Genomic DNA, 17,923 nt, shown 5'->3' with positions numbered 1-17,923 from the left:
CACTCCACTTCCGTCAGGGCAGGTCGGCGACGAGCTCGGCGACCGGCTTGCGGACGCCGGTGTAGAACGGCACCTCCTCGCGGACGTGCCGCCGCGCCGTCGAGGCCCGCAGCTCGCGCATGAGGTCGACGATGCGGTGCAGCTCGTCGGCCTCGAAGGCCAGCATCCACTCGTAGTCGCCCAGCGCGAACGACGCGACGGTGTTGGCCCGCACGTCCGGGAAGCCGCGAGCCATCTGCCCGTGCTCGGCGAGCATCGCCCGCCGCTCCTCGTCGGGCAGCAGGTACCACTCGTAGGACCGCACGAACGGGTAGACGCAGACGAACCGGCGCGGCTGCTCGTCGGCGAGGAACGCCGGGATGTGGCTGCGGTTGAACTCCGCCGGCCGGTGCAGCGCCATCTGCGACCACACCGGCTCCAGGTGCCGGCCCAGCGCCGTGCGGCGCAGCCGGGTGTAGGCCTCCTGCAGCGCCTCCGCCGACGGCGCGTGCCACCAGACCATGAGGTCGGCGTCGGCCCGCAGCCCGCTGACGTCGTAGGTGCCGCGGACGACGACGTCCTTGCCGGCCAGCTCGTCGACCAGGCCCTGCACCTCGTCGGAGAGGACCGTGCGCGGCTCCTCCCCCAGCGGGCGGGCCAGGCGGAACACCGACCACATCGTGTAGCGGATGGTTGCATTGAGCTCGTTGGCCCGCTTGCCGATGCTGCGCTCGTCGGTCTGCTCGCTCATGCGTCCCATTCTCGCGCGCGGGCGCGGGCCGCCGGTCGCGCGGGTGGTGTGGCCCTGATCGCCCGGCTCAGGCGAGCGCGTCGAGGGCGTGGTACGCGTCGCGGATGCAGGCGGGCACCCCGACGCCGCGGAACGCCGCGCCCGCGATCGCCAGCCCGGGCACCTCGCTCACCGCGGCCCGGACGGCGTCCACCCGGGCTGAGTGACCGACGAGGTACTGCGGCAGCCCGCCGCCCCAGCGCACCAGCCGGGTGGCGACCGGCTCGGGGCGGGACAGCCCCAGCAGGTCGGCGACGTCGGCCACCACGGCCGCGGTGAGGTCCTCGTCGGTGCGCTGCAGCTCCGTCTCGTCGCGGAAGCGGCCGACCGAGGAGCGCACCAGCAGGTGGTCCCCGGCGAGGTGCGGCCACTTCGCCGACGACACGGTGACGCCCTTGACCAGGCGCCCGGTCACCGGCGGCACGAGCAGGCCCGACCCGGCCGCGACCTGCTGCGCCGGGAAGGCCATCGCCACCACGGCCATCGACGCGTACGGGATGCCCTGCAGCGGCTCCACCGCGGCGGGCGCGACCTCGCCGAGCAGCCGCGCGGCCTTCGGCGCCGGGGCGGTGACGAGGACGGCGTCGGCGGTCAGCCGCTGCGGGGCGGCGGCCGGGCCGACCGACAACTCGAAGCCGGTGGCGGTCCGGGTGAGGCCGTGCGCCGGGGTCCGGAGCCGGACGTCGGCCCGGGCGGCGGTTACGAGCGCCTCGGGCAAGCCGCCGATGCCGTCGGACACGGTCACGAACACCGGCCCGTCGGCGTCGAACCGGCTGCGCGCGCCCGCGTCGCGGGCGGCGGCCGCGGCGGCCAGCACCGACCCGGCGCCCGGCAGGTGCGCGGCCAGCTGCGGCATGGTCGCGGTCAGCGAGAGCTCGTCGGCCCGGCCCGCGTACACCCCGCCCAGCAGCGGCTCGACCAGCCGGTCGACCACCTCGTCGCCGAGCCGCTCGCGCAGCAGCGCGCCGACCGCGACGTCGCCGTCCAGGGACAGCGGCGGCAGCTGCGCCTCCGCGGCCACCCGGGCCACGCCGTCCGGCGTCAGCACGCCCTCGAGCCCGTCGGCCGAGGCGGGCACGCCCAGGACGGTCCCGGCGGGCAGCGGGTACCGCCCGTCGGGCAGGACGACGGCCGCCTGGGTGGTCGCCGGCGCCACCAGCCGGTCGGCCATCCCGAGGCGCTCCACCAGCTGCACCGCCTCCGGCACGCGGGCGAGCATCGCCTCGGGGCCGGTGTCGTACCAGTGCCCGGCCAGCTCGACGCGGCCCAGCTTGCCGCCGATGCGGTCGCCGGCCTCCAGCACGACGATCTCGTCGTCCGGACGCCGGCGGCGCCACTCGAACGCGGCGGCCAGGCCGGTGATGCCGGCGCCGACGACGACCAGCCGGCGCGACCTCGCCGGGACGGTGGGGTGGGACGGAGTCACCGCGTGGTCAGCTCGTGGACCAGCTCGACGACGTGGGTCAGCACGCCCGGGTCGGTCTCGGGCAGGACGCCGTGGCCGAGGTTGAACACGTGCCCGCGGGCGGCCCGCCCCTGCTCGACGACCCGCCGCACCTCCCGGTCGACGGTCGCCGGGTCGGCCAGCAGGACGGCGGGGTCGAGGTTGCCCTGCAGGGAGCGCTGCGGCCCCACCCGGCGGGCCGCCTCGTCCAGCGGCACCCGCCAGTCGACGCCCACGACGTCGGCGCCGGCGTCCCCGATGAGCGCCAGCAGCTCCCCGGTGCCGACGCCGAAGTGGATGCGCGGCACGTCGCGGTCGCCCAGGCCGTCGAAGACCGCCCGCGAGTGCGGCAGGACCCGCTCGGCGTAGTCCGCGGCCGACAGCACCCCGGCCCACGAGTCGAACAGCTGCACCGCCGAAGCGCCGGCGTCGACCTGGGCCCGGAGGAACGTCGCCGCCGAGACCGCGAGCCGGTCCAGCAGGCGAGTCCAGGCCTCGGGCTCGGCGTACATGAACGCCTTGGTGCGGGCGTGCTCCTTCGACGGGCCGCCCTCGATCAGGTAGGTGGCCAGGGTGAACGGCGCCCCGGCGAAGCCGATGAGCGGGGTCGGCCCGAGCTCGGCGACCAGTGCGCGCACCGCGGTGGCGAGGAACTCCAGCCGCTCGGGCTCCAACGGCGGCAGCGCGTCGACGTCGGCGACGGTGCGCACGGGGTGGGCCACGACCGGGCCCACCCCCGGCTTGATGTCGACGTCGACGCCGGCGACGACCAGCGGCAGCACGATGTCGGAGAAGAGGATCGCGGCGTCCACCCCGTGCCGGCGCACCGGCTGCAGGGTGATCTCGGTGATCAGGTCCGGGTGCTGGCAGGCGTCGAGCATGCGGGTGTCGGCGCGCAGGGCCCGGTACTCCGGGAGCGACCGGCCCGCCTGGCGCATGAACCACACCGGCGTCCGGGACACCGGCAGGCCGCGCGCGGCGGAGACGAGGTCCGAGTCGGCGGGATGGGTCCGGGCGTCGCCAGCTGGGGTCACGACCGTCGATCCTCCCAGAACGGTGCGGCGCGTCGGCGGCGCGGGCCCGGTTCTGGTCCTAGTCTGCGAGCGTGGAGCCATCGAGCCTGGCCGGCGCCGGGCGCGGCCCCGGGGACCGGCCCGGCGAGGAACCCCCGGAGGAGTTCCGGGCTGCCCTGGAGGCCCTGACGCGGGTGACGGTCCGCCCGGAGATCCAGCTCGAGCACATCCCCGCGCCGCAGCGGCTGGCGCCGTTCGCCCACGCCATCGGCGCGCTGGTCACCGAGCCCGACGGCGACGAGGACGTCGAGGTCGCCAGCGCGCGCTTCATCGTCCTGCACGACCCCGCGGGGCACGAGTCCTGGGCCGGGACGACGCGCTGCGTCGGCTACCTGTCGGCGGCCACCGACGAGCACATGGTGGACGACGCGATGTTCTCCGAGGTGGCGTGGAGCTGGCTCACCGAGGCCCTCACCGAGGCCGGCGCCGCGCACCACGCCGTGGGGGGCACGGTCACCCGCACCGCGTCGACGCGGTTCGGCGAGCTGGCCGGGCCGCAGCACTCCGTCGACGTGGAGATCCGCGCCTCCTGGACGGCCGAGGACACCGCGCTCGACCGACACCTCGCCGCCTGGCTGGAGGTTCTCGGCAACGCGGCCGGTCTGCCGCCGCCCGGCGTCCGGCTGCTGGGTCCCTCCGGTCCTGCCGGGAGCGGGACTCCGTAACATCGGTGTCCGACGGGGGGCGCGACGCCCCCGCGCCGGCTGCCCCTCCCCGGCCTCCTGCGGTCCCGTTCCGCGCAGGCTGCGTGCTGCCGGCACCGCACTGGTCGACGACACGGGCGAGAAGGTGGACGAGCGCTGAGCACCGAGCCCATCCCGGCAGTGGACGAGGAACCGACCCCTCCCCCGGCGACCCCGCTGCTCGTCCCTCGCGACGGGCTGCCCCCCGTCATCGAGACCTCCACCGCGCTGGTCGAGTACGCCGAGGCGCTGCGCGCCGGGACCGGCCCGGTCGCCGTCGACGCCGAGCGCGCCTCCGGCTACCGCTACGGGCAGCGCGCCTACCTGGTCCAGCTGCGCCGCGACGGCGCGGGGACCGGGCTGGTCGACCCGGTGCCGCTGCCGGACCTGTCGGTGCTCCAGGAGGCGATCGCCGACACGGAGTGGGTGCTGCACGCGGCCAACCAGGACCTCCCCTGCCTGGCCGAGCTCGGCCTGGTGCCCACCCGGGTCTTCGACACCGAGCTGGCCGCGCGGCTGGCCGGGCTGCCGCGGGTGGGCCTGGGCGCCGTCGTGGAGTCGCTGCTCGGGTACTCGCTGCAGAAGGGCCACTCGGCCGCGGACTGGAGCACCCGGCCGCTGCCCGAGGAGTGGCTCGTCTACGCCGCCCTGGACGTCGAGGTGCTCGTGGACCTGCGCGACGCGCTGGCCGAGATCCTGGACGAGCAGGGCAAGACCGAGTGGGCCCGCCAGGAGTTCGAGGCGATCCTCGCCGCCGGGCCGCCCGCGCCCAAGCTCGACCCGTGGCGGCGCACCTCCGGCGTCCACGGGCTGCGCAACCGCCGGCAGCTGGGCATGCTGCGCTCGCTGTGGCAGGCCCGCGACGACCTGGCCCGGCGCCGCGACGTCGCCCCCGGGCGGGTGCTGCCCGACGCCGCGATGGTCTCCGCCGTCCAGGCCGACCCGCGGTCGGAAGCGGCCCTGCTGGAACTGCCGGTCTTCCGCGGGCGGGCCAACCGCAAGCTCGTGGGCATCTGGTTCGGCGCGCTCGCCCGCGGCCGGGAGCTGCCGGAGTCGGAGCTGCCGCAGCACAGCAAGCCCGGCGACGGCCCGCCGCCGGTGAGCCGGTGGGCCGACCGCGACCCCGCCGCGGCCACCCGGCTGCAGGCGGCCCGCGCCGGCCTGGCCGAGCTGTCGGAGAAGCACCGGGTGCCGGTGGAGAACCTGCTCTCCCCCGACCTGGTGCGCCGGCTGATGTGGACCCCGCCGGAGCCGCGGGACGCCGAGACGGTCGCGGCGACCCTGCGCGCCGGCGGTGCGCGCGAGTGGCAGATCGAGCTCACCCGCGGCCTCCTCACCGACGCGCTCGCCCGCGCCTGAGCCCGGCGGCCCGCGAGGTAGCCCGGCGGCCCGCGAGGTCGCCGTTGCGTGCGTTCCTCGCGCGCTGCCGGCGCTGCAGCGCCCGCACCGCGCGAGGAACCCCGGCAATCCGGCTCGGGCGCTCCTACCGGGTCGCGGCGACGACCGTGCCGGTCACGGCGTCTCCTCCACCGCCGCGGCGACGCGGCCCTCGGTGCGCTCGGCCAGGACGGCGGTCCACTCGGTGATCCGCCGGGCGACGTCCTGCTCGGTGAGCCCGGCGTCGGCGAGCACCTGACCGCGGCTGCCGTGCTCGAGGAACTCCTGCGGCAGACCCATCGTCCGCAGCGGGACGTCGAAGCCCCGGTCCTGCAGCGCCCGGGTCAGCGTGGACCCGACCCCGCCGGCGCGGCCGCCGTCCTCGACCGTGACGACCAGCCGGTGCCCGGCGGCCAGCTCCACGAGCTCGTCGGAGACCGGCAGCACCCAGCGCGGGTCGACGACCGTGACGTCGATGCCGTGGTCGGCCGCGCGCTCGGCCGCGGCCAGGCAGGTCGGCACCATCGACCCGACCGCGACGAGCAGCACCTCCGGCGTCGCCCCCCGGCGGAGGACGTCGACCGGGCCGCGCCGCTCCAGGGCCGGGATGTCGACCGGCGGCGCGCCCTTCGGGAAGCGGACGACGGTCGGCCCGTCGGTCACCGCGACGGCCTCGCGCAGCGCCTCGCGCAGGGTCGGCTCGTCGCGCGGGGCGGCCAGCCGCACCCCGGGGACCACCGACAGGATCGACATGTCCCACATGCCGTTGTGCGAGGCGCCGTCCGTGCCGGTCACCCCGGCCCGGTCGAGGACGACGGTCACCGGCTGGCGGTGCAGGGCGACGTCCATGAGCAGCTGGTCGAACGCGCGGTTGAGGAAGGTCGAGTAGACGGCGACCACCGGGTGCATCCCGGCCATCGCCAGGCCCGCGGCGGAGGTCAGCGCGTGCTGCTCGGCGATGCCGACGTCGTAGGTCCGCTCGGGGAACCGCTCGGCGAAGGGCGCCAGCCCGGTCGGGTGCAGCATCGCCGCGGTGATCGCCACGACGTCGGAGCGCTCCGTGCCGATCCGGACCAGCTCGTCGGAGAAGGCGGCGGTCCAGTCGCGGGCCGCGGCGGCGCAGGCGCCGCTGTCGGGGTCGAAGACGCCGGTGGCGTGCCAGGCGTCGATCTGGTCGGTCTCGGCCGGCGGGTAGCCGAAGCCCTTGGTCGTGACGGCGTGCACGATGACCGGCCCACCGAACGAGCGGGCCCGCCGCAGCGCGGACTCCATCGCCCGGACGTCGTGGCCGTCGACCGGACCGAGGTACTTGAGGCCGAGGTCCTCGAACATGCCCTGGGGCGAGAGGACGTCCTTGAGCCCCTTCTTGATCGCGTGCAGCGCGTCGTACAGCGCCGAACCGAGCACCGGGGCGCGGTGCAGCGCCTGGCGCACCTGCAGCAGCGCCTGCTCGTAGCCCGGCCGCAGCCGCAGGGTGGCCAGCGCGTCGGCGACGCCCCCGATCGTCGGCGAGTAGGAGCGGCCGTTGTCGTTGACGACGATCACCACCGGGCGGTTCTTCGCCGCGGCGATGTTGTTCAGCGCCTCCCAGGCCATGCCGCCGGTGAGCGCGCCGTCACCGATCACCGCGACCACCGGCCGCCGCTCCCCGCGCAGGGCGAAGGCCTTGGCCAGCCCGTCGGCGTAGGACAGCGAGGTGGAGGCGTGGCTGTTCTCGACCCAGTCGTGCTCGCTCTCGGCACGGCTCGGGTAGCCGGACAGGCCGTCGCGCTGGCGCAGCCGCTGGAAGTCCTCGACGCGGCCGGTGAGCATCTTGTGCACGTAGCTCTGGTGACCGGTGTCGAAGACGATCGGCTCGCGCGGGGAGTCGAAGACGCGGTGCAGGGCGATGGTCAGCTCGACGGCACCGAGGTTGGGCCCGAGGTGGCCGCCGGTGCGGGCGACGCTGGTGACGAGGGCGTCACGGATCTCGGCGGCGAGGACCGGCAGTTGCTCCGGGGAGAGCGCCTTGAGGTCGGCAGGGGTGCGGAGCGATCGCAGGAGCGACACGAGGGGGAAGCGTCCTCTCCATCGGCGGCAGGTGCACGGCTCGGCAACGGCCGCCGATCAACTGTAGCCGTGGTTCCCCACCTCTTCCGGTCGAGCACCGGCTGCGGATGCGCCGCTCACAGACGGGGCACCCACCGCTCCCCGCGCAGCGCCCCGGCGACCACCTCGACCCCCCGGGCGGCGGCCGCCAGCCGGGCGCCCTCGCGCTCGTAGGCGCCGATCGCCGCCTCCATCGCGTCGGCCGGCAGGTCGTCGGCGAGGTCCACGCGGACGGTGCGCCAGCCCGCGCGCGCCGCCTCGAGCCCGGCGTGGACGTGGTCGCGCGCGAAGCGGGCGAGCAGCACCGGGTAGCGGCGCAGCACCTCGTGCGCCCGGTAGTCGGGCGGGACGAGGTCGAACAGCCACGCGACGGCGCTCTGCTCCCAGTCCGGGGCGCCGGGTGGGCGCACCGGGTCCGGCCAGCCCGGCGGCACCGTCGCGTCCACCGCACCAGTGTGCCACCGGTTCGAACGGACGTTCGATGCGGAACGCCGGCCGGACCTGCTAGGCCGAGGTCGGCCGCTTCAGCCAGAACTGCTCGAAGCCCCAGGTGCCGGCACCGCTGGAGTGGTAGCTGACCAGCTCCCACCCCTCGCTACCGAGCCGGTTGAGCACCGAACTGGTGTCACCGGCCTGCCGCTCGAGCTGGCCACCGGGGAGCTTCACGCTCACCCCGGCTCGCTTGGACTCGGCCTCGTTCGCCGTGATGACCGAGGCGTACTCCCAGGTGGTCACGGGTCGTCACGGTAGCCGAGGCCCCGGGGCGGCCGGACGGCGACCGCGACACCGGTCACTCAGGGAAACTGGACCGAACCCTCCCGTCACCCCTCCTGGTCAGGCTGACGTGACGCCGGCGCTGGACCGACTCCACTGAGTGTCCGTCCCTCCGTCCCCGAGCCTCGGCGCCGCCTGCTGCCGGACCCACCCGCGAGGGGGCCTCCATGCCGTCGTCGCACCGCCATGCCTCCCCGCAGGACGGCGCCTGCCACACCGGGTTCCCGTCGTCGGCGTCCACGTGGCTCGACGTCTGGGTCGACGGCCGGGACGGCAGCTCGTCGTCCGCCGACGACTGCATGGGCCGGCTGACCGGCGTCCACCCCGTCGTCGTCGACCCCGGGCCGGGCCTGCCGGTGACCGCCGCCCGATCGCCTCCGGCGGCGGCTGCGCCTTCTGACGCCGCGGCCGGCTCAGGCCGGGGTGAGCAGCGCGACGCACTCCACGTGGTGGGTCATCGGGAAGGCGTCGAAGCCGCGGATCGCCGCGAGCCGGTACCCCGCCGCGCTGAACGCCGCCACGTCCCGGGCCAGGGACGCCGGGTCGCAGGCGACGTAGACCACGGCCCGGGGGCCCCCGCCGGCCAGCACCCGGCTCACCGCCTGACCCGCACCGGCCCGGGGCGGGTCGAGGACGACGACGTCCGGCGGGGTGCCGAGCTCGTCGAGCAGGTCGGCCAGCCCCTCGGCGTCCACCTCGCCCTGCCACACCTCCGCCTGCGGCAGGTCGGTCAGGTTGGCCTCGGCCGCGGCACAGGCGCCCGCGTCGGCCTCCACGCACACCACCCGGCCGCCGGTCCCCACGGCGGGCGCGAGCGCCCCGCCGAAGAGCCCTGCGCCGGCGTAGAGGTCCAGCACCGTCTCCCCCGGTGCGACGGCGGCGAACTGCTCCACCGCGGCGACCAGCGCGTCGGCCGCGGCCGGGTGCACCTGCCAGAAGCCGGTCCCCTCGACCTCCCAGTCCCGCCCCGCCGCCGTGCGCGCCGCGCGGCCGGCCGGTTCGGCAGCCGCGTCCTCGCCGGGCCGGGACACCCGCGTGGACCGGGCGCGGCCCTGGCGGTCGAGCCGGGTCGTGGTGACCGCCCCGGTCCCGTCGACCGCGACGTCCACCGCCCCGGCGCCCGGCCAGCGCCGGTCGAGCACCGCGTGCGCGGCCGCCTCGACGGTGATCGGGCAGTCCTCGAGCAGCACCAGGTCGTGCGAGCGGTGCCGGCGCAGGCCGGGCGCGCCGGACCGGTCGACGGCGAACCGGGCGCGCGACCGCCAGCGCAGCGGGCCGCCGGGCAGCTCCTCGACGACCACCTCGACGTCGGGCAGCCCGGCCAGGCGGGCCAGCTGCTCGCGGACCACGGCCGCCTTGAGCCGGCGCTGCTCGGCCGGCGTGACGTGCTGCCAGTCGCAGCCGCCGCACCGGCCGGGTCCGCTGTAGGGGCAGGGCCGCTCGACCCGCCCCGGCGAGGCGGCCAGCACCCGCACCGCGTCGGCCCGGCAGAAGCCGGGGTGGCGGTCCTCGGTCACCCGGACGACGACCCGCTCGCCGGGCAGGGTGTGCCGCACGAAGACGACCCGGCCCTCGTGCCGGGCCACGCAGTGCCCGCCGTGGGCGACCGGACCGACGGTGACCTCGAACTCCGAGCCGGTCCAGCCGCCGCCCCGGTCGACCCGGGGCGGACGAGGTCCGGGGCGCCGGCGGCGGTCAGCCACAGCGGTCCCCGGCCGGCCGCGTCGACGGACGGCGCTCAGCCACAGCTGTCTCCGGTCGGCCGCGTCGACGGACGGCGCTCAGCCATAGGGGGTGGCTCCGGTCTCCTCGGTCAGCCCACGGCGCAGGTCGCCGGGCGCGGGCCCGTTGCCGCGGCCGTCGTCGTCCCGGCCGACCGAGCTCTCCAGCTGCCACGGCACCGTGGTGATCATGACGCCGGGCATGAACTGCAGCCGCGCCCGCAGCCGCAGCGCGCTCTGGTTGTGCAGCACGTTCTCCCACCAGTGGCCGACGACGTACTGGGGCACGAAGACGACGACCAGCTCCCGCGGGCTGTCCCGCCGGATGCCCTTGACGAAGTCGAGGACCGGCCGGGTGATCTCCCGGTACGGCGACTCGAGCACGGTCAGCGGGACCGGGATGTCGTACTTCTCCCACTGCGCCTGCAGCCCGCGGGTCTCGGCGTCGTCGACGTTGACCGTGAGGGCGGTCAGCACGTCCGGGCGGGTGGCCCGCGCGAAGGCCAGCGCGCGCAGCGTCGGCTTGTGCACCTTGGAGACCAGCACGATGGCGTGCACCTTGCTGGGCAGCATCCGGGAGTCGGTGTCGGGCACCAGCTGCTCGGCCACGTGCGAGTAGTGCCGGTTGATCGCCTTCATCAGCAGGAACAGCAGCGGCATCACGAGGATGACCAGCCACGCGCCGCGGGTGAACTTGGTGATCACGATGATCACCAGGACCACGCTGGTCAGCGACCCGCCGAGGGCGTTGATGGTCTGCGAGCGCCGGATCCGGCGGCGGGCCAGCGCGTCGGTCTCGGTGCGCAGCTCCCGGCTCCAGTGCCGGACCATCCCCCACTGGCCGATCGAGAAGCTCGTGAAGACGCCCACGATGTACATCTGGATCAGCCGGTTGACATCGGCGTCGAACGCGACGATCAGCAGCGCGGCGAACCCGGCCAGCAGCAGGATGCCGTTGCTGTAGACCAGCTTGTCCCCGCGGGTGTGCAGCTGGCGCGGCATGAACCGGTCCTGCGCGAGCACCGACCCCAGCAGGGGGAAGCCGTTGAACGCGGTGTTCGCGGCCAGGATGAGGACCAGCGCGGTGGCCGCCTGGATGTAGAAGAACAGCGGCGAGGTGTCCCCGCCGAAGGTCGCCGCGGCGAGTTGGGCGATGACCGTCCGCTGCGGCTCGGTCTCGCAGTTGGCGAAGCCCTCGAGGTCGCAGGGGTTCTCGACGTACTTGACGTCGCCGGCCAGGGCGAGCGCGGTGACGCCGGCGAACATGGTCGCGGCGATCCCGCCCATGAGCGCCAGCGTGGTGGCAGCGTTCTTGCTCTTCGGCGGCTTGAAGGCCGGGACGCCGTTGGCGATCGCCTCCACCCCGGTCAGTGCCGTGCAGCCGGAGGCGAACGCGCGCAGCGCGAAGAACAGCAGCGCGAACCCGGCCAGGTTCTCGTAGCCGGGCTCGGGCGTGACCGTGTAGCCGGCCGTCTCGGCGACCACCGGGGAATCGGTGAACAGGTCCCGCACCAGCCCGGTGGCGACCATCACCAGGATGCCGGTGATGAACAGGTACGTCGGGACGGCGAAGGTGCGCCCCGACTCGCGCAGCCCGCGCAGGTTGGCCGCCGCGAGCAGCGCCACCAGCCCCACGGCGATGACCACGCGGTGCTGGTTGAGCGAGGGGAACGCGGAGATGATGTTGTCCGTGCCGGAGGCCACGGACACCGCGACGGTCAGCACGTAGTCGACCAGCAGCGCGCTGGCCACCGTGAGGCCGGCGAACTGCCCGTGGTTCTTGAAGGCGACCTCGTAGTCCCCACCGCCGGAGGGGTAGGCCCGGACGACCTGGCGGTAGGAGAGCACCACGGTCGCCAGCAGCGCGACGACGGCGATCGCCAGCCACGGCGCCAGGAAGAGGAACGCCGTGCCGGCCAGCGTCAGCACGATGAGGATCTCCTGCGTGGCGTAGGCCACGGAGGAGAGCGGGTCGCTGGCGAAGATGGGCAGGGCGAGCCGCTTGGGCAGCAACGACTCCCCGGCGCGGTCGCTGCGGACGGCGCGGCCGAGGAGCAGCCGTTTCGGGAGGTGTCCGAGGTCGGACAGGTGTGGCACGGCGCGATGGTACGGACGCCGGGTGACCTGCCGCCCCCGCCCGGAGGGTGAGATGCGGCGCTGCGGACGACGGCGACGGCCCCGCCCGGGTGTAGCTTCGCGGCCGGACAGCGCGGGCGGCAGGCGCCGGCGCACGAGCGGGGAGAACCCAGTGCACGTGGTCGTGATGGGCTGCGGCCGCGTCGGATCGGCGATCGCCCGTCGCCTGGAGGAGATCGGCCACAGCGTGGCCGTCATCGACCAGGACCCGGAGGCCTTCCGCAGGCTCGGCCCCGACTTCACCGGCCGCCAGGTGACCGGGCTCGGTTTCGACCGGCAGACGCTGCTGGACGCCGGCATCGACTCCGCCGGGGCGTTCGCCGCCGTCAGCAGCGGCGACAACTCCAACATCATCAGCGCCCGCGTCGCGCGCGAGACCTTCGGCGTCCAGCACGTCGTCGCGCGGATCTACGACTCCAAGCGCGCCGAGGTCTACGAGCGGATGGGCATCCCGAGCGTGGCCACCGTCCCGTGGACGGTGAACCGGCTGCTCCGCGAGCTGCTCTCGGTCAAGGTCAGCGAGCTCTGGCGGGAGCCCACCGGCCAGGTGCTGCTGATGCGGGTGACCGTGACCGAGGCCTGGGTGGGCCGCAAGCTCGCCGACCTGGAGGCCGCCTCCGGCGCCCGCGCCGCCTGGCTGGTCCGCTACGGCGATGCCCAGCTGCCGACCCCGGCCACGGTCCTGCAGGACGGCGACCAGCTGGTGGTCGCCTCGACCGACGCGATCACCCCGCGGGTGCACGAGGTGGTCGAACGGGGTCCCCAGGGAGGGGAACACTGATGCGCGTTGCCATCGTGGGTGCCGGCGCCGTCGGCCGCTCCATCGCCGGCGAGCTCCTCTCCAACGGGCACACCGTGATGCTCATCGAGAAGGACGGCCGCAAGGTCCGCACCCGCTCGGTGCCCGGTGCCGAGTGGGTGCAGGCCGATGCCTGCGAGGTCTCCTCGCTGGAGGAGGCGCAGCTGGCCACGTGCGACGTCGTGGTGGCCGCGACCGGCGACGACAAGGCCAACCTGGTCGTCTCGCTCCTGGCCAAGACCGAGTTCGCCGTCGGCCGCGTCGTCGCCCGGGTCAAGGACCCCCGCAACGAGTGGCTCTACACCGAGGCCTGGGGCGTGGACGTCGCCGTCTCCACACCGCGGGTGCTCGCGGCGCTGGTCGAGGAGGCGGTGACCGTCGGCGACGTCGTCCGGCTGATGAGCTTCCGCAAGGGCGCGGCCAACCTCGTCGAGATCACCCTCGCCGAGGACACCCCGTGGGTGGGCAAGGCGCTGGGCGAGGTGCCGCTGCCGCGGGAGACGGTGCTCACCGCGATCCTGCGCGGCGAGCGGGTCATCACCCCCGGGCCCGACGAGCCCCTCGAGGCCGGGGACGAGCTGCTGTTCGTCACGCACGCCGACGTCGAGGAGCAGCTGCAGCAGGTGCTCTCCCCCGCGACGGTCGCCTGAGACAGGACCCCGTCCTGCTCACCGCTCGGCCCCCCTGCAGGGTCCCGCCGCGAGCGTGCGAGTGGCGGGGGGCAGGGGGTCCTTTCTCACGCGGCGGGGCGTTGCTCCTCGGGGCCGGAGTCGGCCGGCTCGGCGCGGTGCCGGTGCAGCCGGGACACCACCCACAGGGTCACCACGACCTCCACGGCGGTGACCGGCAGGCCGAGCAGCAGCGACGCCGTGCCGAGCAGCTCCACCTCGTCGGCGCGGTAGAGCACCCACTGGACGAGGACGCGCGCGAGGAAGACCAGACCCCACATCACCGTCAGCCACGAGTAGGCGCGCAGCATCCGCGGGTCCTCGCGCCAGTGCCGCTCCGGCTCGGGGTCCTTCGGTCGCTCGCCGGTCTGCGGGTCCGGCGCGGGACGGTGGTGCAGGTGTGCGTTCACCCGGTCGATCCGCCGCCGCAGCCCGGGCATCGAGTGCGACGCCATCGCCCCCAGGTGGCTCGGGGCCAGGAACTCGGCGATCACCCCGACCAGCGGCCAGCGCACCGGGATCGAGCCGAGCAGCACCACGCCGAGCGCGGCGTTGCGGATCAGCCCCGGTACGAAGAAGTCCCGGGCCCGGCCGGAGAAGGCGGCGATGCCGACGGCGATCGCGACGCCGAACAGGCCGCTGACCGCCTGCTGCACGCTCTCCCGGCGCACCAGCCGGAGCCCGAAGACGAGGACGGCGGCGCCGAGCGCCGACACGATGCCCGCCCGCAGCCCGCCGAGCGAGTTGCCGACGATGAACGCGATCGTCGGCAGCGAGGCGTCGATCATGCCCCGCCAGCCACCGAGCTGCTCCAGGACCAGGTGCCGGTCGAAGGCCACGGGGCCGGGCGTGGCCCCGCTCTCGGCCGGCTCGGGTCCGCCCCCGGGACCGGGGCGCCCGTCCCCCTCGGGCGCAGCCGTCACCCGGCGCTCAGCTCGTACCGGGGGTTGTAGATGACCTGCCGGCCGTCGAAGGACGCGAACCGGCCGTGGGCGCTGAGCGTGCGGCCCGGCTCGATGCCGGGGATCCGACGGCGGCCCAGCCAGACGAGCGTGACCGACCCCGAGCCGTCGAACAGCTCGGCCTCGAGGGTCGGGACGGTCTCGCGAGGGGTGTAGACGACCGACTTCAGCCGGCCGGTGACCGTGACGACCTCCCCCTTGCGGCACGCGCTGACCGGCTCGCACCCGGACCTGGCCGACCCGGCGCGCAGCTGCTCGGCGTCGATGGTGTGGTCGTCGGCGGTCAGCCGCTGGAGGGTCCGCGCGAGCCAGCCGCCCGAACGAGTCTCTGTCACCCCTAGAGCGTAGATCGGGCGCGCCGCCCGGCGGTGCGGTCCCGCAGCCACTCGCGGACCAGCGCCCACGGCGCTCCGGCGGGGTCGATCAGCACCATGTGGTCGCCGTCGACGAGCCGCACCTCGACCCGCTCCCCCGCCGCCTCCGCGGCCCGCGCGTAGCGCTCGCTCTGCTCCGGCGGCACGACGTCGTCCGCGGTGCCGTGCACGCACAGCAGGTCGGCGCCGGCCGGCACCAGCCGCACCGGGTCGGCGGCGGCGTACCGCTCCGGGACGTCCGACGGCTCCCCGCCGAGCAGCGCCTGGACAGCGCGGTCGCCGAGCCCCTGCGCGGCGGCCGTCTCCAGGTCGAGCACCCCGGCCTGCAGGACGGCGGCGGCCACCCGCACCCGCGGGTCCGCGCCGGGCGCCCCCTCCGGCAGCCGGGCGCGGCCGGCGGCCCACGCGGCCAGGTGGCCGCCGGCGGAGTGGCCCACCACGGAGACGTCGGTGAGGTCGAGCCGGTCCGCGCCGTCGAGGCCGGGCAGGGCGTCCAGCGCCGCCGCGACGTCCTCCAGGGTGGCCGGCCAGCCACCGTCGGCGCCGACCCGGCGGTACTCGACGGCGACCGCGGCGAACCCGGCGCCGGCCAGGTCGGCGGCCAGCGGACGGGCCAGCTCGACCCCGTACGCGGCCCGCCAGAAACCGCCGTGCAGGACCACGGCCACCGGTGCAGGCCCGGGCCCGTCCGGGAGGGTCAGCTCGAGGAACTGGTCCGGGTGCGGTCCGTACGCGGCGGTGGTGGTGCTCACGGGCCGGGCGGCGGCGGGGTCGGGGCCTGCGGCGGCGCGGGCTGCGGCCCGGCCTGGCCCTGCCGCCGGGCCGCCTGGGCGGCGACCTGCGCCGCCGCCTGCGGCGGCAGGGTGAGCGGCAGCTGCTCACGGACCGGCATCGGGTCGTGCCCGCGGACGACGACGATCTGCCGGAACGCCTCCTCCAGCGCGGCCGCCGCCTCCGGGCTCTCGGCGGCCGGGCCGCTCACCATGCCGCGCAGGAACCACCGCGGGCCGTCGACCCCGAGGAAGCGGGCAGCACGACGCACCGGCTTGGGTGCCGGCTGGCCGGGCTGCGCGGGCGGCGTCGCCAGCACCGAGCCGGCCAGCTCGGGGCCGAACGGCCCCTCGACCTCCCGGAGCCGGCCGCCCTGCCCGGACGCGCTGCGTGCCAGGTCGGCGCGGACGTCGTCCCAGATGCCACCGGCCCGGGGCGCGGCGAACGCCGACACCTGCAGCAGCGACTCCCCCGCCCGCAGGGTCGCGCCGATCACCTTCTGCTGGGCGTTGACGTCGACCCGCAGCTCCATCCCCGGGACGGCGGGCAGTCGCAGCGAGCCCAGGTCGATGCGGGCCACGCCGTCGTCGGGCGCGTCGGCCTCGTCCCACGGGCCGGAGGTCTCCTCGACCTCGCGCTCGCGGTGCTGCGGCTCCGGGGGCACCCCGCGCTCGCGGAGGCTGCGGTCGATCCGGTTGCGTCGGCGTCCGAACGGCATGTCAGCTCAGCCCCTTCGACTGTGCGCTCGCGTGCCCGCCGGTCGAGCCGTGCCCGCCGGTCCCGCGGGAGCTGTCCGGCAGCTGCTCGACCGGGACGAACCGCGCCCGCACCACCGGCTGCACGACGAGCTGGGCGACCCGGTCGCCCCGGCGCAGCGTGAGCGGCGTGGTGGGGTCCAGGTTGACCAGGTTGACCTTGATCTCCCCGCGGTACCCGGCGTCGATGGTGCCCGGCGCGTTGACCAGGCTCAGCCCGAGCCGGTGCGCCAGGCCCGACCGCGGGTGCACGAACCCGGCGTAGCCCTCGGGGATGGCGACGGCCACCCCGGTGCTCACGAGCGCCCGCTGGAACGGCGCCAGTTCGACGTCCTCGGCGACGGACAGGTCGGCGCCGGCATCGCCCGGCAGCGCGTAGGCGGGGACGACGTGCTCGGGGGAGGTCAGCCGGACCGGCACCTCGATCTCGTGGACGGCGACCTCCGGGAGTGCGGTCACGGGCACGGCAGGGTCGGGCACGTCGGCACCCTAGCCGCGCGCCGGCCCGGCCCCGTCCCGAGGCTCGCCCCGAGCCTGCGAGGGCTGAGGAGGACGGGGTCCTTCAGCGGGGTCGGGGCGACTGCAGGTCGGCGCGCACGCGGCGGGCCAGGGCCTCGGTGGCCCGGCGGTTGCCGCGCCCGCCCAGCGCCGCCCCGACGAGGAACGGCGCGGCCGCCGGCACGGTCCGGGCCAGCCGGCGGCCGACGCTGCGGCGCAGGCCCCGCACCGTGGCTCCGGTCAGCAGGACGCCGAGGCCGGGGACGGGCGAGTCGGCGACGGCCCGCCGCGACGACCAGCTCGACAGGTAGGCGGCCGCGCGGGCCCGGGCGTCACCGGGCGCCGGCCGGCCGTAGAGCTCGTGCAGCTCGCCGATGAGCACGACCTCCACCGCGGCGCTGAGCACCGTCTCGGCACCCAGCTCCAGGGGCAGTGCCACCAGCGACGCCGGCGCGAACCACGACGCGGCGGTGATCCCGCCGGTGGCCGCGCCGATCGCCCCGGTCAGCCGGACGGCGCGGTCGACGAGGGCGTCGGCGATCTCCTCGTCGGTGGCGTCCGGGTACGCCTCGCGCAGCCGGCGGCCGTCGCGGATGGGCAGCGCCGGGACGGCCGCGGCCAGCAGGTCGCTCAGGACCGCGCCGGGCGCCCAGCCGGTGCCGCCCTCCGCCGGCGGGGTGTCCCCACCGCGCGGGCGGTCGCGGTCGCCGCTGCCCCCGAGGAGGGACCCGGCGGCCGCCGCGACCGCGGACGCCACGTCGCGCAGTGTGGCGGCGGCAGCCGACCGGCGTCCCTCGTCGGCGCCGCCGGCCGGGCCGCCGAGCAACCCGGAGACGGCGTCGGCGACCTTCCGGCCGGCCCGGGCGAGCGGGCCCTCCTCGGCCGGTGGGCCAGCGGTGGCCGCGGCCGGAACCGGGCGCGGGGGCGGTACGTCACGCACCGCGGCCGTCCGCTCACGGTCGTCGGTCATCGACTCCTCCTCCGTCGAGCCCTCTCCCGGGCGGCTCCCCTGCAGGGTCCCGCCGCGAGCC

The 17,923-nt window shown here is 76.0% G+C and carries 18 protein-coding genes; 4 read left to right on the top strand and 14 right to left on the bottom strand.

All coding sequences use genetic code 11. The features are described from left to right. Positions 1-13: 13 nt before the first annotated feature. The 3 genes from hemQ to hemE form a co-directional block, all read right to left on the bottom strand. Positions 14-730 (bottom strand): hydrogen peroxide-dependent heme synthase, encoded by a 717-nt coding sequence (gene hemQ / locus ACI789_RS11565; protein ID WP_456919167.1) that lies wholly within the window; start codon positions 728-730, stop codon positions 14-16. Between the two features lie 67 nt (positions 731-797). Next, entirely contained in the window at positions 798-2,195 is a 1,398-nt protein-coding gene (gene hemG, locus ACI789_RS11560) for a protoporphyrinogen oxidase (RefSeq protein WP_457009088.1), read from the bottom strand. Beyond that, a complete protein-coding gene (gene hemE, locus ACI789_RS11555; RefSeq protein ID WP_457009086.1) occupies positions 2,192-3,247 on the bottom strand; it encodes a uroporphyrinogen decarboxylase in 1,056 nt (351 codons plus the stop codon). The genes hemG and hemE overlap by 4 nt, the downstream gene beginning before the upstream one ends. Before the next feature lie 71 nt (positions 3,248-3,318). Between hemE and ACI789_RS11550 the strand changes: the two genes are divergently transcribed. Further along, positions 3,319-3,951, top strand: a complete 633-nt coding sequence (locus tag ACI789_RS11550; RefSeq protein WP_456919171.1) for a DUF3000 domain-containing protein — start codon at positions 3,319-3,321, stop codon at positions 3,949-3,951. Between the two features lie 159 nt (positions 3,952-4,110). Further along, on the top strand, positions 4,111-5,328 hold the full coding sequence (locus ACI789_RS11545) for an HRDC domain-containing protein (RefSeq protein WP_457009084.1): 1,218 nt from the start codon (positions 4,111-4,113) through the stop codon (positions 5,326-5,328). 153 nt (positions 5,329-5,481) lie between these two features. On the opposite strand, the gene dxs is transcribed toward ACI789_RS11545, so the two are convergent. From dxs to ACI789_RS11520, 5 genes are all read right to left on the bottom strand, one after another. Then, positions 5,482-7,395: a 1-deoxy-D-xylulose-5-phosphate synthase gene (dxs, locus tag ACI789_RS11540; RefSeq protein WP_457009082.1), complete on the bottom strand. Its 1,914-nt coding sequence runs from the start codon at positions 7,393-7,395 to the stop codon at positions 5,482-5,484. A gap of 116 nt (positions 7,396-7,511) precedes the next feature. Next, positions 7,512-7,880 carry a hypothetical protein gene (locus tag ACI789_RS11535; protein WP_457009080.1) on the bottom strand — a complete coding sequence of 123 codons (369 nt, stop codon included), beginning with the start codon at positions 7,878-7,880 and terminating at the stop codon, positions 7,512-7,514. Positions 7,881-7,938: 58 nt separating this feature from the next. Beyond that, complete coding sequence (locus ACI789_RS11530) at positions 7,939-8,169, bottom strand: DUF4177 domain-containing protein (protein WP_457009078.1); 231 nt, start codon at positions 8,167-8,169, stop codon at positions 7,939-7,941. A gap of 452 nt (positions 8,170-8,621) precedes the next feature. Next, on the bottom strand, positions 8,622-9,911 hold the full coding sequence (locus ACI789_RS11525; protein WP_457009076.1) for a class I SAM-dependent RNA methyltransferase: 1,290 nt from the start codon (positions 9,909-9,911) through the stop codon (positions 8,622-8,624). A 78-nt stretch (positions 9,912-9,989) separates the two neighbouring features. Beyond that, positions 9,990-12,026, bottom strand: a complete 2,037-nt coding sequence (locus ACI789_RS11520) for an APC family permease (RefSeq protein WP_457009074.1) — start codon at positions 12,024-12,026, stop codon at positions 9,990-9,992. Between the two features lie 151 nt (positions 12,027-12,177). On the opposite strand from ACI789_RS11520, the gene ACI789_RS11515 reads away from it, so the two are divergent. Continuing rightward, the gene (locus tag ACI789_RS11515) at positions 12,178-12,846 is read left to right on the top strand and encodes a potassium channel family protein (RefSeq protein WP_457009072.1); all 669 of its coding nucleotides are present in this window, start codon (positions 12,178-12,180) and stop codon (positions 12,844-12,846) included. Continuing rightward, on the top strand, positions 12,846-13,514 hold the full coding sequence (locus ACI789_RS11510; RefSeq protein WP_457009070.1) for a potassium channel family protein: 669 nt from the start codon (positions 12,846-12,848) through the stop codon (positions 13,512-13,514). The genes ACI789_RS11515 and ACI789_RS11510 overlap by 1 nt, the downstream gene beginning before the upstream one ends. A gap of 86 nt (positions 13,515-13,600) precedes the next feature. On the opposite strand, the gene ACI789_RS11505 is transcribed toward ACI789_RS11510, so the two are convergent. The 6 genes from ACI789_RS11505 to ACI789_RS11480 form a co-directional block, all read right to left on the bottom strand. Next, a complete protein-coding gene (locus tag ACI789_RS11505; protein ID WP_457009068.1) occupies positions 13,601-14,371 on the bottom strand; it encodes a DUF3159 domain-containing protein in 771 nt (256 codons plus the stop codon). Between the two features lie 80 nt (positions 14,372-14,451). Continuing rightward, a complete protein-coding gene (locus ACI789_RS11500) occupies positions 14,452-14,829 on the bottom strand; it encodes an OB-fold nucleic acid binding domain-containing protein (protein WP_456919194.1) in 378 nt (125 codons plus the stop codon). 2 nt (positions 14,830-14,831) lie between these two features. Beyond that, entirely contained in the window at positions 14,832-15,620 is a 789-nt protein-coding gene (locus ACI789_RS11495) for an alpha/beta hydrolase family protein (RefSeq protein ID WP_457009065.1), read from the bottom strand. Continuing rightward, the gene (locus tag ACI789_RS11490) at positions 15,617-16,357 is read right to left on the bottom strand and encodes a DUF3710 domain-containing protein (RefSeq protein WP_457009063.1); all 741 of its coding nucleotides are present in this window, start codon (positions 16,355-16,357) and stop codon (positions 15,617-15,619) included. Before ACI789_RS11490 ends, ACI789_RS11495 begins: the two co-directional genes overlap by 4 nt. Before the next feature lies 1 nt (position 16,358). Continuing rightward, positions 16,359-16,874, bottom strand: a complete 516-nt coding sequence (gene dut, locus ACI789_RS11485; RefSeq protein ID WP_457009061.1) for a dUTP diphosphatase — start codon at positions 16,872-16,874, stop codon at positions 16,359-16,361. A gap of 82 nt (positions 16,875-16,956) precedes the next feature. Continuing rightward, positions 16,957-17,862: a hypothetical protein gene (locus tag ACI789_RS11480; protein WP_457009059.1), complete on the bottom strand. Its 906-nt coding sequence runs from the start codon at positions 17,860-17,862 to the stop codon at positions 16,957-16,959. Between the last annotated feature and the right edge of the window lie 61 nt (positions 17,863-17,923).

Source organism: Geodermatophilus sp. SYSU D00965 (assembly GCF_054050075.1).
The sequence above is the reverse complement of the archived record's forward strand: the minus strand, read 5'-3'. Positions and strand labels throughout refer to the sequence as shown.